Consider the following 14,000-nt stretch of genomic DNA (forward strand, 5'->3'; position numbering starts at 1 on the left):
AAACTTAATTGATATTATTGACTTTCACTTTTATACGCTGACCAATGGATAGATTAGAACTTTGCAAATTATTTAATTGCATTAGTTCACTTACCGTCATATAATATTTTTTTGACAATGAATACAAGGTATCCCCTTTTTCAACGGTATGCACCTTATCGTTCTGGGTAGCAACAATGGTCTGTTTGTCATATCCGGCCTTTTTTACCTGTATGTCATATTTGTGAAGCTGGTACTTTTCTATGAGGTAGATGAGTTTTTGCGGATACCTAGGGTCAGTGGCATACCCTGCTTTTCGTAGTCCTTTGGCCCATCCCTTATAATCCGTATGTCTTAAGTTGAATAAAAATGCATATCTGGAACGTGTAGTTAAAAATATACTATGATCTCTAAACGAATACATGGGATGATTATATTTTCTAAAACATTCTCCCTTTTCGTCGTCGTCATGAAAATCATAGTCTCCCTCCCATCCTTTATGACATTTTATGCCAAAATGATTGTTGGTCTTCATGGCAAGCTCTCCTTTTCCGCTTCCACTTTCCAGTATACCTTGTGCCAATGTTATACTAGCCGGTATTCCATAACCCATCATTTCCAACTGAGCCGTTTCTGCAAAAGTTTCTATATACTCTCCTACGGACTCTATTCTAAATGGAATGAACTTAGATGGTTCACTGGGTAAATCTACATTACCTGGCCTGGTCTCTTTCTTGACCGTCGTGGATTTTTTACGTTCGCTAAGTACATTTTTGGTACGCAACTGATCGGAGTACGTTTTTTTTGATTTACAGGAAGCCAAACACGCTCCAATTATCAAAAACATTATAATTTTCTTCTTCATATATTCAACAAAGGTAAATTTTTCTTCTTCAGCACACTATTCATGCCAGTAATTCCTTGTAGGCCGCCAGTATGTATGGCAAGTATCTTTGTACCCGCTGCAAAAGTATTGTGCTTGATCATATTGAACAACCCAAATAGCATTTTTCCCGTATAGACCGGATCTAAAGGAATACCGGTATGTTCCTTGAATTCATTTATAAAATCTACCAATTCCTTGGTCATTTTTGCATAGCCCCCAAAATGATAATCGGTCATAACATTCCAATTTTGCCCCTGAACCATACCCTGAATTTCTTTTTTTAAAAAATCTCCTTTTAAAGCAGAAAACCCTAATACCTGTTGATGGTCTCCAGCAGATTTTATAATGCCTGCAACGGTACCCCCCGTACCAACACTACAGCAGATTACATCAAAACCCATATCTTCTTGGGTCAGAATTTCGGTACATCCTTTTACGGCCAGATAATTGGTGCCACCCTCGGGCACCAAATAAAACCCCTTATATTCTTGGGATAGTTGTGATAAAAATTCCAAATCATCCTTTAAACGATAGGCTTGCCTGCTTACAAACTTAAATTCCATGCCGTGCTCATGGGCCAGACGTAAGGTATTGTTGCCTTGCCAGGAATTTTGTAATTCCTCCCCACGTATAACACCTATTGATTTAAAACCTTTCTCGTTAGCCGCATAGGCCGTGGCCGCTATATGGTTGGAATAAGCCCCTCCAAAAGTCAACAACGTACTCTTGTTTTGTTTACCTGCCTCCAACAGGTTGTACTTTAACTTTCTATACTTGTTTCCAGAAATGTACGGGTGCAACAAATCTTCCCGTTTTAAAACAAGGGTTACCTGTTTTTTGTCAAGCAGTGGTAAATGTACAAGTTGGTTGATACTTTGCAATGGCCGTATTTTAACGACAAAGATATTTAATAAAGCTAAAGGTTTTTCTTCTGGACAAATAGGTCAAATCTTGTTCGTGAGCATAAGCCTCGCGCTCAAAACTTATATTTTGATAGGCTTTATAGGAATCCATATAACATATCGTTCGTATCAACCATTCCGTGATATACCATATATAGAAGGGTAGAATAATTAATTCCCGTTGTTGCTTTAGATGTATTTTTTCATGATTGATCAAAACAATATCTTCTTTTAGACTTCCATTCTTAAGAAATATAAAAGGCCATAAGGACAAGCCTACATAATTCTTATAGAAGAAATGTTTAAAAACCAATATCATACCTATCTTTTGGTTGTTATTATACAAAGATAAGGCCAAAATAATTTGTAAGAAAACTACTAGGATTTAGTGCAAACAAAACCGTTTAAACACCAAAAAAATAAAAACCTACCTGTATTATCAATACGTTAAAGCAGATGTCAAATTCTTTTTAATGAAGTACCTTTATTCCATTGAGATGAAATAGTATAGATGAAAAAAATTATACCTATTGAAGAAGGTGATTTTTATTGGGCCGAGGGCGGATTTAGGGTATTTACCGAGCAATATCATTTAAAACGTGGTTATTGTTGTGAAAGCGGCTGCAAACATTGCCCCTATGGTTATGATGCAAAAACCAATAGTCAATAAAATATTAACATAGCTCGGCATGATATTTGTGATTAGTTAAAACAGTAAAAATAAGTACTTAAAAAACATATAACGTTATGAAAAACATCAAATTACTCGGTTTACCTCTGCTCCTTTTGGTTTTTATTACTTCCTGTTCATCAGTTAGCGTTCTTTCTGATTATGACCAAAAAGCAGATTTTAATGGTTATAAAACCTATGCTTTCTACAAAACAGGAATTGATCAGGCCCAAATTTCAGATTTGGATAAAAAACGTATCCTCCGTGCTATTGAAACAGAAATGAGTTCTAGGGGTTTCGTAAAATCCGAAAACCCAGATTTGTTGGTAAGTATCTTTACCAAAGAGCAGGAAAGGGTTGATGTTTACAATAATAACTATGGCTGGGGCGGAGCTTGGGGCTGGGGTTATAACCCTTGGGCCTGGGGACCTGGCTTTGGATGGGGTGGTTCTAATGTAAGTACAAGAACACAAGGTTCTCTTTACATAGATCTAATCGATAATAATACCAATGAACTGGTATGGCAAGGAAAAGGTGTGGGCACACTTTCAAATACAGGAAATATTGCCAAAAAAGAAGAACGGATCAAAGAATTTGTTTCTCAAATTTTAGAGCAGTATCCTCCAAATGCCGTAGCCATGAAATAAATTGACAGAAAAGAATAACAAGGGTTTGTTGATATATATCTCAAGCCCTTTTTTTATTTAAATACTATTACAACAACGGAAAATCCGTACTATTTTTCACCTCATTAAGTACAAATGCACTCTTTACCCCCCCTATACTAGGTAATGAAGCAATCTTAAACTTGGCAAAATCGTAATAAGCATCTAAATTTTCAACCACAACCTTAAGTAGAAAATCAAACTCTCCGCCCACTACAAAACATTCTACCACTTCCGGATATTTCTTTACCTGTTCAAAAAAATCATCCATCATTGCTCCTTTTTGCGCCTCTAAGGAAACAAAGCTAAATACAGTGATGCTTTTGGCTATTTTATCCTTGTTTAAAATAGCTACATAATTCTTTATAAAACCTTCCTGTTCTAACCGCTTTATACGCTCATATACCGGTGTTTTTGTCAATCCTAATTGTTCTGCGATAGATTTGGCGACCGTTTTGGCATCCTTTTGCAATATGCCTAAAATAGCCCTGTCGATGGCATCTAATTTTTCGTTCATAAAAATTCCTGTATTCAGCAAGCCAAATATACCTAAAAAGATATTATTCCTTATTTTATACCAATTTTAAGTTATTTTTCCCGTAAATATTACAAACACCGTCCAATAAGACTTAATTATGTATATTTAATAGACCTTGAACAGCAACATGGCTCCAAATAGATCGGAGCTTCAGCAAAAGGTTGGCAAGATGATGAAGTTGAATATTTAAACCTTAACAATGAACAATACCACAGGTTATGAAAGCAATGCTATTTTAGATAAGCTTCCGCAACACTTACTACAGTATATAAAACCTCAAAATTATGAGGAGTACACCCCAGTAAACCAAGCAGTATGGCGGTATGTAATGCGCAAAAATGTGGCGTACCTAAGCAAGGTTGCCCATGAATCTTATGTAGAGGGATTAAAAAAAACCGGAATTTCCATAGATAACATACCCAACATGTACGGCATGAACCGAATTTTAAAGGATTTAGGCTGGGCGGCAGTGGCGGTAGACGGTTTTATTCCACCAGCAGCTTTTATGGAATTCCAAGCCTACAATGTTTTGGTGATCGCTTCGGATATTCGTCAATTGGAAAACATTGCCTATACCCCGGCCCCGGACATTATCCACGAAGGTGCCGGTCATGCCCCCATTATTGCTAATCCTGAATATGCCGCTTATTTGAGAAGGTTTGGCGAAATAGGTTCCAAGGCGATATCCAGCGCAAAGGATTTTGAACTATACGAGGCTGTGCGCCACCTTTCCATTATAAAGGAAGCCAATGGCACCCCAATTACAGAAATAGAAAGTGCCGAAAAACATATAGCGCATTTACAAGACAATATGGGTGAACCAAGTGAAATGGCACTGATTAGAAACCTGCATTGGTGGACTGTGGAATACGGACTCATTGGCACTTTGGAACAACCTAAAATCTATGGAGCCGGCTTACTGTCGTCTATTGGTGAAAGCGAATGGTGTATGACGGACCAAGTAAAAAAGCTACCTTATTCCATTGAAGCGGCAAGAACTTTATTTGACATTACCAAACCGCAACCACAGCTATTTGTAACCCCAGATTTTGCTTTTTTAAGTCAGGTACTGGAAGATTTTGCCAATACCATGGCATTACGGACAGGCGGTCTATCCGGATTACAGAAACTGATCAACTCCAAGGAATTAGGTACTATTGAACTAAGTACAGGCCTTCAAGTTTCTGGTAATTTTGAATCCTTGATCGCTCATGATGGCAAACCTATTTACTTCCAGACCAAAGGCAAATCTGCTTTGGCCTACAGGGAAAAAGAATTGGTAGGACAAGACGTAAATCAACATGAAACGGGATTTGGTTCTCCAATAGGCAGATTAAAGGGAATCAATATACCTATTGAGGAAATGAGTCCAAGGGACTTAAAAGCCTACAAGATTTACGAAGGGGAAATTGTCTCCTTGGATTTTACGGGAGGCATAAATGTTACCGGAAAAATTATTACGGGTACCAGGAACCTGCAAGGCAGAATCATCTTAATTACATTTGAAAATTGTAAGGTTACGTATAAGGATAAGGTACTTTTTCAATCTAGCCAAGAATTATATAATATGGCCATAGGAGAAGAGATTGTCTCTGCCTTTCATGGTCCGGCAGATTTAAAAAGCTTTGACCTTCTAGACCACACACTCAGCAAAACAAAACAAACCGATTTGAACAGCTCCCTAAGCGAACTTGAACTATATTACCAGACCATAAGGGATTTTAGAAACGGAAAGAACATTATTGTTTCAAGAAACAAAGTCTTTCAAGAGGTTCAGGAAAAATTTTCGACAGATTGGCTCCTACCCATAGAAATTTATGAATTGGCCATTAAAAGCGGGGATAAACAATTGGCACAGAAAATTAAGGTCCATCTGGAACATTTAAAGTTAGAGCAACCCAAATTAGGACAACTTATTGACGATGGCTTGGCATTAGCAAGCAATACCATGGTAGCTACGGTTTAAACTCCTTAACTTCCTCCATGGTTTCAATGGTGTTTTCCCTATATGCTAAACGCCACCCCATGGAATTGGTTAGAATATAAAACTTTTGGAGTTCACTAATCAGCCTATTTTCGGCATTGCTTCTCAATGAAGACGCCTCTATCTTTTTCATTAAAGAGGCACTTACGGTTTTCTTTATTTTATTATAATCCGCAGCATCAAACTGATTTAGGTAATCTGCGGTTACATCATAATATTCAAAATCTGGATTCAACTTAATTTCGGCATCGGGTATGCTATTGATCCGTACTGTTTTGGCGGTTTCATCCACCTCAAAATCTATCAAACTTAAATCATAAGCTACGGTCACATCTGCATTGACCACTACCAAAGCTTTTTTCTCAGCCCTTAACAACGGCCCAAAAAGCTCTTTAGAATCTTTGTAATTGTACACTTCCGCAAAATGCCCTTCTGTAACGATCAGTTTGGAAACATTGGATATCTCCTGCTGAATAAGCATTGAATTCTCCTCTAGAATTGATTTGCCTTCCTTACCCTCATTACATGAACGAATAACAAAAACCAAGGTCAATGCAACCAAAACGCCGGCTATAAATCTTTTCATGTCTTTGTACTATTAAAATCCATAAACGGATACTTCTGTATTATATACGCTATTTTACCCCGTAACGATGTTAAAAATTTTTGATGCGCCTCCCCTTCCGGATGAAAGGGTTTATGCCCTAAGCCCCGTTGTATGTCATCTACCTTTTTCATGTCTCCTAAAATACCGTCAGCTATCCAGCTTTCCTGAAAACGTTCCCAGATATAATCAATGGCAATATCGTTGGGATGAATCATATCCTTAGTATAAAACCGATAATCCCGTAATTCATCCATCATAATCTCATAACTTGGAAAATAAGAAATCTTATCTTCTTGCAATAACTGATGAACGGCACTTATTAAGTGTGATTTACTTTGTTGGTTTTCCACAACCCCATCCTTTAAATGACGTACTGGAGACACCGTAAAAATTACCTGAACGCTTGGTTGTACATCATGCACCATTTGTACAATACGACCTAGACTTTCTTGCAGTTCCTCAACTTTAAGCAATTCTTTTTGAAACTTGGTTTGCGGAACTTTATGGCAATTTGCCACCACCCTTTCACTATCCTTATGACGATAGACCCAAGCCGTACCTAGGGTAATACAAATATGGGTAGCGCTACGCATGTAATTACGTAATTGTGACAATCCCGCATTTAAACGGTTCAACAGTTGCTCCTTAGACCCTGAACTTAATGACGAATGTGCATCATAGCAATGCCAATTGCCATTATGGAAGAACACATCTTGCTCTTCATATTTGTTGTCCAATAAAGCCCTAGCCATCAAATTTTCTATGGCAATAACATGAAAAAGAATACCAAATGGATTTTGTAGGGTCTGAAACTTAAAATAACTGCATTTACCACCTATGTTTTCAGCAAAACATGAGCCCAATAAAAGTACACGACTGGTGTAGTCTATTGTATTACGTTGCTTGCTTAAAGGTATTTTGGTAAAAAAATTCATTTTGGGCGAACACTTTCATTCAACTTATGAAAAACCTGATAGGGGTAAATTTCATAGATTACATTATCCTCGTTAATGGTATTGTTGGCATTTTCAAATGCTTTACGCTCCCATTCCACACCTTCCGGATCTCCTAATTTGGTTAAACTTCTACCTTTAAAATAAAGTGCATCCGCAAAATTACCATAACCTTTTAAAGCCATATCAAAAGATGAAATAGCTTCTTGGTAACTGCCCAGTTCAAAATTGGCAATACCAAGATAGTACCAATCCAAATAATGACAGGCTTCATGAGGAGCATCTTTTGAAAAGTCGGCGTATTGTTGCTCCTTGCTCAATTCCAAAAATTCCTTTGCCTTGTTAAATTCATTAAGCTGCAGATAGCTTAATCCTATGTAAAAATTATATGTGTGGTCCATAACATAGCCATCACCAAACTCATTTTTAAATCTAACGAAATCTGTAATGGATTCTAAATATTCCTTGGAAAATATACATTTCATGAACCCACTATAGTCCAGCCAACGTTTTGCATCATATTCCACTGCTTTTTCCAAAAATGGTTTCCCCAATGAATATTTTCTGGATTTATATAGCGGCATGGCCTTTTGCTGCCATAACCAAGCATTATCTGGTTGTATATGCAAGGCGCTATCCAAAAAGACCTGATGCTCCTTGGAATGCAAAGGAGCTTTGAATGCCAGTTCCACAAACTTCCTTATCTGCATGGAATCTTTCCTAGTCAACGCGACCTTATTGTCCTCACCAGATAACTTACGAACCTGATCTGACTTTTTTTCATTGGTACAAGCCGTAATCAAAATAAAAGCGAACAAGAATTTTTTCATAATTTATGTATTATCAATTGTTAAAAATTCGTACTCGCCCAAATACCCAATTCAATAAGTGAACTGGCCCAACTAAAATTTAAATAGTAGTTCTTTTAGGCAATATAGTCCTTTGCCTTTAAAAGGGCATTGTCTATACCTTCTGGATTTTTACCACCTGCTGTAGCAAAGAACGGCTGACCACCTCCTCCTCCTTGGATAAACTTGCCAAGTTCACGAACTATAGTGCCTGCATTCAAATTTTTGGCAGCAACCAATTCCTTGGATATATAGCAGGACAATAAGGCTTTTCCGTTCTGCTCCGTACCGAACAATAAAAATAAATTGTCTTTCTGATTACCCATTTCAAAACTAAGGTCCTTTATTCCGGCAGCATCCAAATCTACTTTCGTGGCCAAGAACTGAATTCCGTTGACCTCATTCAATTGGGACAGTAATATACCTTTCAAATTCTTCGCTTTATCCTTTAGCAATTCCGCTACCTGTTTTTTTAGCACGCTGTTTTCCTCTTGCAAACTGGAAACCGATTTTACCGGGTCTTGTGTGTTCCCCAAAATACCCTTTATCTGAGACAATAATTTATCATTGTCCAAATGAAAATCCTTAACGGCATCTCCGGTTATGGCCTCAATTCTTCTTATCCCAGCTGCTACGGCCCCTTCTGACCTGATTTTAAACTGCCAAATATCCGCAGTGTTCTTTACATGGGTTCCCCCACACAATTCTATGGATTGTCCAAACCTAATGGTCCTTACCGCATCGCCATATTTTTCCCCAAATAGAGCAATGGCACCATTTTCAATTGCTGTTTTCATTGGCACATTACGTTCTTCCTGCAATTGTAATTGACCATCTATACGGGCGTTCACAAAATTTTCCACATCCTGTAATTCCTGCTGGGTCAATTTTGCAAAGTGTGAAAAATCGAACCGCAAGTATTTGGAATGAACAGATGACCCCTTTTGCTCCACATGACCGCCCAACACCTCTCGCAAGGCCTGATGCAACAAATGTGTGGCCGTATGGTTGGCCTCAGTTCTATTACGTTGTTTTTTATCGACCACGGCCTTAAAAGTCTCCCCTAAATGTTTAGGCAAGTTCTTTGCAAAATGCATGATCTCATTATTTTCTTTTTTGGTATCTGTAATATAGATTACATCTCCATGGGCATCTTCCAAATACCCTTTATCGCCAACTTGCCCACCACCTTCTGCATAAAATGGCGTAAGATTGAACACCAATTGATATTGGGTACCCTCTTTCTTTGAAACGATTTTACGGTATTTTGTAATCTTCACCTCAACATCGAGCATATCATACCCTACAAATTCCTGCTCGTTATCCTCTTGCAATACTTCCCAATCTTGTTTTGACACTGCCGATGCCGATTTGGAACGATTTTTTTGCTGCTGCATGGCCTCATTGAAACCTGCCTCATCCAATTGATACCCTTTTTCACTTAAGATCAACGCCGTAAGGTCTATTGGAAAACCAAACGTATCATACAATTCAAACGCCTTGCCCCCATCTATAGTTTTATCCTTTGCATTTTTGATGATGGTATCTAACAACAATAATCCTTGATCCAAGGTTTTTAAGAAAGAATTTTCCTCTTCCCTGATTACGTTTTCAATTAATTGTTTCTGCTCCTTTAATTCTGGATAGGCATCTCCCAACGAATTGGTCAAGACATTTACCAAACGGAACATAAACGGCTCTTTGGTATTCAAAAACGTAAAACCATAACGTACCGCCCTTCTCAATATCCTACGTATTACATAACCAGCACCTGTATTACTGGGCAATTGACCATCTGCTATAGAAAATGCTACGGCCCGTATGTGGTCGCTAATAACACGAATGGCAATATCCACTTCTTCCTTTTTACCATAATCGGTATTGGTGATGGTCTCTATTTCACGGATTAACGGTGTAAAAATATCGGTATCATAATTAGACTGAACACCTTGCAGCACCATGCACAAACGCTCAAAACCCATTCCGGTATCTACATGTTTTGCCGGTAAACTTTCCAAAGAACCGTCTGCTTTACGATTATACTGCATAAATACCAAGTTCCAAATCTCAACGACCTGCGGATGGTCTTGGTTGACCAAGCTAGCTCCCGGCACTTTGGCCTTTTCTTCCTTTGAACGAATATCTACATGAATTTCAGAACATGGACCACATGGACCTTGGTCGCCCATTTCCCAGAAATTATCCTTTTTATTTCCTTTGATTATTCTATCTGCAGGTACAATTTTTCTCCATAGGTCATATGCCTCATTGTCCATGGACAACTTATCCGCATCAGTACTACCTTCAAATACGGAAACATATAGACTGTCCTTATCAATTTTATACACTTTGGTCAATAATTCCCAAGCCCAATTAATGGCCTCTTCCTTAAAATACCCGCCTGACCCGCCAGAAGGATCACCAAAACTCCAATTCCCCAACATTTCAAACATGGTGTGGTGGTACGTATCCTTACCTACCTCTTCCAAATCATTATGTTTACCACTTACCCTTAAACACTTTTGTGTATCTACCACTCTGGGACTTTTACTCTGGCTTATTCCCAGAAAATATTCCTTAAACTGGTTCATGCCCGCATTGGTAAACAAAAGGGTGGGGTCATCCTTAATGACCATTGGTGCAGATGGCACGATCTTATGTGCCTTTTTCTTAAAAAAATTCAGAAATTGAGTTCTTGTATCCTTGGAATTCATCTAAAATGCTAAGCTTTTACAAATTTTAACCGTTTATATAAAACAATTTTTATATTTGTTTGTTCCGTTAAAAATTAAATCACAAAAATAGGATAAATAACATTCATGTCTAAGGTAAAATACTATTACGACCCAGACACCCTGTCGTACCGTAAAATAGAGCCCGAAAAATCTAGACGTTATAGAAATATAACCTTCTTTATTTTGGGATCTTGCCTTTTTGGACTTCTTGGACTTATCTTACTTTTAAATACAGACCTTGTCAATACCCCAAGGGAACTTTCACTTTCCCGTGAGGTAAAGAACTACGAACTTCAATATGAACTATTGAACAAGAAGATGGAACAGATAGAGGAGGTCTTGGGCAATATTGAAGAACGCGACAATAACATCTACCGTTTATATTTTGAGGCCAACCCTATTCCTGACGAACAACGTAGGGCAGGTTTTGGAGGTATAAACAGATATAAATCCTTGGAGGGTTTCAACAATAGCGAAATGATCATTGCCACTACGAAAAGGCTTGATATCATTAAAAAACAAATGACGATCCAGTCCAAGTCATTGGATGAAATCACCAAATTGGCGGAGGAAAAGGAAAAATTGTTAATGTCAATACCCGCTATACAACCTATTAACAATGAAGACCTTACGCGAATGGCGTCTGGTTACGGCTGGCGTTCCGATCCTTTTACCAAGGCAAGAAAAATGCATTACGGCATGGATTTTACCGCCCCTAAGGGTACACCGGTATACGCTTCTGGAGATGGCAAGGTCACCCGGGCCGACAATAATTCATCTGGTTATGGCAAACACATTAGAATTGAACACGGTTACGGCTATTTAAGTCTTTATGCCCATTTAAGTCAATACAATGTAAAAAAGGGCCAAAAGGTAAAACGTGGGGATTTAATTGGTTTTGTAGGAAGTACCGGGCGTTCAGAGGCCCCACACCTACATTATGAAGTCTGGAAAGAGAATGACCGTATAAACCCAATCAATTTCTACTATGGTAGTTTATCTGCCGAAGAATTTGAAAACATGTTGAAATTCGCTAATCAGGAAAACCAATCACTGGATTAATGCAGATAGAACTCCCAGAAAAAAGATATTACGGAATTGGCGAAGTGGCCAAGGCCTTTAAGGTCAATGCCTCATTAATTCGTTTTTGGGAAAAGGAATTTGACGTTTTACAGCCTAAAAAAAATGCCAAGGGCAATAGAAAATTTACACCCCAAGACATAAAGAACCTTCAACTGATCTACCATTTGGTCAAAGAACGGGGCTTTACCTTGGAGGGGGCCAAAATACATTTAAAGGAAGAAAAGCAAAAAACGCTTTCCAATTTTGATATCATTCAAAAGCTGGAACGGGTCAAAGCAGAACTGAACAAAATAAAGGACCAATTATAACACTACACTATATAACACTACCATTATGAAAAAAGGAATTATTGCATTAATCGTAATTGTCGTCATTGCATTTGGGCTATACCAATGGGGCGTAGGATTCAACAATACAGCCGTAGCTTTAAAAGAAACTTCCACTAAAAGTTGGGCCAATGTCGAAAGTCAATATCAACGTAGAAATGACCTAATAGGCAATTTGGTGAAAACCGTACAAGGTGCAGCAGATTTTGAAAGAGGAACATTGACCGATGTTATCGAAGCAAGAGCAAAAGCAACTTCCGTTAGTATTGACCCTGCCAATATAACCCCAGAGCAATTAGCGCAATTCAACCAGGCACAAAGTGGTCTTAGCAGTGCTTTGAGCAGATTATTGGTGACCGTAGAACGTTACCCTGATTTAAAAGCTAACCAAAATTTCCTTGAACTTCAATCACAATTAGAAGGCACTGAAAACAGAATAAACGTAGCCAGGGACAGATTCAATGCAACCGTTGAGCCTTACAACCTGCACATTAAAAAATTCCCAAATTCAATATTGGCAGGTTTTCTAAATTTCGATGAGCTAGCATACTACAAAGCGGATGTAGGTTCTGAAAACGCACCTGACGTGAATTTTGAATTTGATTGATTTCTATATGTCCAGAGTAGAAGATTTTTTGACACAAACCGAAGAACAAGAAATTGTGGAGGCTATTATAGAGGCCGAAAACAATACCTCTGGCGAAATACGGGTGCATATAGAGGCACATACCACAAAAGATCATTATGAACGGGCCAAGGAGGTATTCCATATCTTAAAAATGGATAACACCAAACAGGAGAACGGTGTTTTGCTCTATGTGGCGGTCAATGATAGAAAATTTGTTATCTGCGGCGATAAGGGCATCGATAAGGTAGTTCCTGCGGATTTTTGGCAAACTACAAAAGATACCATTCAAAAACATTTTATCAAAGGTGCTTACAAAGAAGGTATCAAAGCAGGAATCCTTAAGGCAGGTTTGGAATTAAAAGTGCATTTTCCGTGGCAAACGGATGACACCAATGAATTGAGCAATGAAATATCTAAAGGCTAGTCTTTTAATTCTTTTTTTTTGGTGCAACCCCATTTGGAGTCAATTTGAAATTCCTGAAAAACCAGCGCTAGAAACCAGCGTATATGATTATCTAGACCTATTAAATAGTCAACAAAAAGTTGCGTTGAGTCAGAAACTGGTGCGCTATTCCGACAGTACCTCTACCCAAATTGTAGTTGCCATTATTGGTAGTACCATGGGCGAAAACATCAACTACCTAGGTGCAAATTGGGGACAAGCCTGGGGCATTGGACAAAAAGGCAAGGATAACGGCATCCTGATTTTATTGGCCAAGAACGATAGAAAGATAGCCATTAATACCGGCTATGGTGTTGAAGGTTCGTTGACCGATGCCTTATCTAAACGTATTATAGAAAATATTATTCTTCCTGAATTCAGAACCGGAAACTATTTTGCAGGCCTGGATAAAGGAACCGATGTCATTTTTCAAGTATTGAACGGTGAGTTTAAGGAAGAACGTTCCTTTGATACCGGTAGTGGTACCCCGTTCTCCTCTTATCTGCCGTTTATAATATTTATCCTGATCTTATTTTTATTGTGGAGCAGAAAAGATGATGATAACAATAACGGTAGAGGTAGAAGAAAAGGCCTTAGCCCATGGGATATGATCATTCTTAGCAATATGGGACGCTCCAACGGATCAGGAGGTTTTGGCGGTGGCGGCGGAAGCTTTGGTGGCGGAGGATTTGGAGGAGGTTTCGGCGGCGGCGGCTTTGGCGGCGGCGGCGCTTCTGGTGGTTGGTAGTTACGA

General features: G+C 38.5%; 16 protein-coding genes. 8 read left to right on the top strand and 8 right to left on the bottom strand.

What is annotated here, in order from left to right; all coding sequences use genetic code 11:
- Positions 1-4: 4 nt before the first annotated feature.
- Genes Q2T41_RS05670 through Q2T41_RS05680 form a run of 3 tightly spaced genes read right to left on the bottom strand, consistent with a single transcriptional unit; the run spans position 5 to position 2,086 of the window.
- Positions 5-844 carry a glucosaminidase domain-containing protein gene (locus Q2T41_RS05670; RefSeq protein WP_089262700.1) on the bottom strand — a complete coding sequence of 280 codons (840 nt, stop codon included), beginning with the start codon at positions 842-844 and terminating at the stop codon, positions 5-7.
- Complete coding sequence (locus Q2T41_RS05675; RefSeq protein WP_304435272.1) at positions 841-1,746, bottom strand: 1-aminocyclopropane-1-carboxylate deaminase/D-cysteine desulfhydrase; 906 nt, start codon at positions 1,744-1,746, stop codon at positions 841-843. The genes Q2T41_RS05670 and Q2T41_RS05675 overlap by 4 nt, the downstream gene beginning before the upstream one ends.
- 10 nt (positions 1,747-1,756) lie before the next feature.
- Positions 1,757-2,086 (bottom strand): hypothetical protein, encoded by a 330-nt coding sequence (locus tag Q2T41_RS05680; protein WP_304437408.1) that lies wholly within the window; start codon positions 2,084-2,086, stop codon positions 1,757-1,759.
- A 192-nt stretch (positions 2,087-2,278) separates the two neighbouring features.
- Between Q2T41_RS05680 and Q2T41_RS05685 the strand changes: the two genes are divergently transcribed.
- Both Q2T41_RS05685 and Q2T41_RS05690 read left to right on the top strand, forming a co-directional pair.
- Positions 2,279-2,437 carry a C1orf53 family protein gene (locus tag Q2T41_RS05685; RefSeq protein WP_179213220.1) on the top strand — a complete coding sequence of 53 codons (159 nt, stop codon included), beginning with the start codon at positions 2,279-2,281 and terminating at the stop codon, positions 2,435-2,437.
- Positions 2,438-2,514: 77 nt separating this feature from the next.
- Positions 2,515-3,084, top strand: a complete 570-nt coding sequence (locus Q2T41_RS05690; RefSeq protein ID WP_089262694.1) for a DUF4136 domain-containing protein — start codon at positions 2,515-2,517, stop codon at positions 3,082-3,084.
- 67 nt (positions 3,085-3,151) lie between these two features.
- Here Q2T41_RS05690 and Q2T41_RS05695 read toward each other — a convergent pair whose 3' ends face one another.
- On the bottom strand, positions 3,152-3,619 hold the full coding sequence (locus Q2T41_RS05695) for an Lrp/AsnC family transcriptional regulator (RefSeq protein WP_089262738.1): 468 nt from the start codon (positions 3,617-3,619) through the stop codon (positions 3,152-3,154).
- Between the two features lie 220 nt (positions 3,620-3,839).
- Here Q2T41_RS05695 and Q2T41_RS05700 point away from each other — a divergent pair, with 220 nt between their 5' ends.
- Positions 3,840-5,606 (top strand): aromatic amino acid hydroxylase, encoded by a 1,767-nt coding sequence (locus Q2T41_RS05700; RefSeq protein ID WP_304435273.1) that lies wholly within the window; start codon positions 3,840-3,842, stop codon positions 5,604-5,606.
- Here the strand turns inward: Q2T41_RS05700 and Q2T41_RS05705 are convergent.
- From Q2T41_RS05705 to alaS, 4 genes are all read right to left on the bottom strand, one after another.
- Positions 5,596-6,210, bottom strand: coding sequence for a DUF4230 domain-containing protein (locus Q2T41_RS05705; RefSeq protein WP_304435274.1), 615 nt, complete (start codon positions 6,208-6,210; stop codon positions 5,596-5,598). The two genes, Q2T41_RS05700 and Q2T41_RS05705, sit on opposite strands and share 11 nt — an antisense overlap.
- Positions 6,207-7,166 carry a GSCFA domain-containing protein gene (locus Q2T41_RS05710; protein ID WP_304435275.1) on the bottom strand — a complete coding sequence of 320 codons (960 nt, stop codon included), beginning with the start codon at positions 7,164-7,166 and terminating at the stop codon, positions 6,207-6,209. Before Q2T41_RS05710 ends, Q2T41_RS05705 begins: the two co-directional genes overlap by 4 nt.
- On the bottom strand, positions 7,163-8,014 hold the full coding sequence (locus Q2T41_RS05715; RefSeq protein WP_304435276.1) for a tetratricopeptide repeat protein: 852 nt from the start codon (positions 8,012-8,014) through the stop codon (positions 7,163-7,165). The genes Q2T41_RS05710 and Q2T41_RS05715 overlap by 4 nt, the downstream gene beginning before the upstream one ends.
- A 95-nt stretch (positions 8,015-8,109) precedes the next feature.
- Positions 8,110-10,746 (bottom strand): alanine--tRNA ligase, encoded by a 2,637-nt coding sequence (gene alaS, locus Q2T41_RS05720; RefSeq protein ID WP_304435277.1) that lies wholly within the window; start codon positions 10,744-10,746, stop codon positions 8,110-8,112.
- 105 nt (positions 10,747-10,851) lie between these two features.
- Here alaS and Q2T41_RS05725 point away from each other — a divergent pair, with 105 nt between their 5' ends.
- The 5 genes from Q2T41_RS05725 to Q2T41_RS05745 are packed head-to-tail and all read left to right on the top strand — an operon-like array spanning position 10,852 to position 13,994.
- Positions 10,852-11,829 (top strand): M23 family metallopeptidase, encoded by a 978-nt coding sequence (locus tag Q2T41_RS05725; protein WP_089262683.1) that lies wholly within the window; start codon positions 10,852-10,854, stop codon positions 11,827-11,829.
- A complete protein-coding gene (locus Q2T41_RS05730) occupies positions 11,829-12,158 on the top strand; it encodes a MerR family transcriptional regulator (RefSeq protein ID WP_089262681.1) in 330 nt (109 codons plus the stop codon). Before Q2T41_RS05725 ends, Q2T41_RS05730 begins: the two co-directional genes overlap by 1 nt.
- 25 nt (positions 12,159-12,183) lie before the next feature.
- Positions 12,184-12,783, top strand: coding sequence for a LemA family protein (locus tag Q2T41_RS05735; RefSeq protein ID WP_304435278.1), 600 nt, complete (start codon positions 12,184-12,186; stop codon positions 12,781-12,783).
- Positions 12,784-12,790: 7 nt separating this feature from the next.
- Complete coding sequence (locus Q2T41_RS05740; RefSeq protein ID WP_304435279.1) at positions 12,791-13,228, top strand: TPM domain-containing protein; 438 nt, start codon at positions 12,791-12,793, stop codon at positions 13,226-13,228.
- Positions 13,209-13,994, top strand: coding sequence for a TPM domain-containing protein (locus Q2T41_RS05745; RefSeq protein ID WP_304435280.1), 786 nt, complete (start codon positions 13,209-13,211; stop codon positions 13,992-13,994). The genes Q2T41_RS05740 and Q2T41_RS05745 overlap by 20 nt, the downstream gene beginning before the upstream one ends.
- Positions 13,995-14,000: the final 6 nt, after the last annotated feature.

The organism is Maribacter confluentis (assembly GCF_030505015.1).
Taxonomy (GTDB): domain Bacteria; phylum Bacteroidota; class Bacteroidia; order Flavobacteriales; family Flavobacteriaceae; genus Maribacter; species Maribacter sedimenticola.

Bases quoted from the DNA above. Each gene is read 5' to 3' on its own strand.
- Q2T41_RS05670 (WP_089262700.1), bottom strand. From the start codon at position 844: ATGAAGAAGAAAATTATAATGTTTTTGATAATTGGAGCGTGTTTGGCT.
- Q2T41_RS05680 (WP_304437408.1), bottom strand. From the start codon at position 2,086: ATGATATTGGTTTTTAAACATTTCTTCTATAAGAATTATGTAGGCTTG.
- Q2T41_RS05685 (WP_179213220.1), top strand. From the start codon at position 2,279: ATGAAAAAAATTATACCTATTGAAGAAGGTGATTTTTATTGGGCCGAG.
- Q2T41_RS05690 (WP_089262694.1), top strand. From the start codon at position 2,515: ATGAAAAACATCAAATTACTCGGTTTACCTCTGCTCCTTTTGGTTTTT.
- Q2T41_RS05695 (WP_089262738.1), bottom strand. From the start codon at position 3,619: ATGAACGAAAAATTAGATGCCATCGACAGGGCTATTTTAGGCATATTG.
- Q2T41_RS05700 (WP_304435273.1), top strand. From the start codon at position 3,840: ATGAACAATACCACAGGTTATGAAAGCAATGCTATTTTAGATAAGCTT.
- Q2T41_RS05705 (WP_304435274.1), bottom strand. From the start codon at position 6,210: ATGAAAAGATTTATAGCCGGCGTTTTGGTTGCATTGACCTTGGTTTTT.
- Q2T41_RS05710 (WP_304435275.1), bottom strand. From the start codon at position 7,166: ATGAATTTTTTTACCAAAATACCTTTAAGCAAGCAACGTAATACAATA.
- Q2T41_RS05715 (WP_304435276.1), bottom strand. From the start codon at position 8,014: ATGAAAAAATTCTTGTTCGCTTTTATTTTGATTACGGCTTGTACCAAT.
- alaS (WP_304435277.1), bottom strand. From the start codon at position 10,746: ATGAATTCCAAGGATACAAGAACTCAATTTCTGAATTTTTTTAAGAAA.
- Q2T41_RS05725 (WP_089262683.1), top strand. From the start codon at position 10,852: ATGTCTAAGGTAAAATACTATTACGACCCAGACACCCTGTCGTACCGT.
- Q2T41_RS05730 (WP_089262681.1), top strand. From the start codon at position 11,829: ATGCAGATAGAACTCCCAGAAAAAAGATATTACGGAATTGGCGAAGTG.
- Q2T41_RS05735 (WP_304435278.1), top strand. From the start codon at position 12,184: ATGAAAAAAGGAATTATTGCATTAATCGTAATTGTCGTCATTGCATTT.
- Q2T41_RS05740 (WP_304435279.1), top strand. From the start codon at position 12,791: ATGTCCAGAGTAGAAGATTTTTTGACACAAACCGAAGAACAAGAAATT.
- Q2T41_RS05745 (WP_304435280.1), top strand. From the start codon at position 13,209: ATGAAATATCTAAAGGCTAGTCTTTTAATTCTTTTTTTTTGGTGCAAC.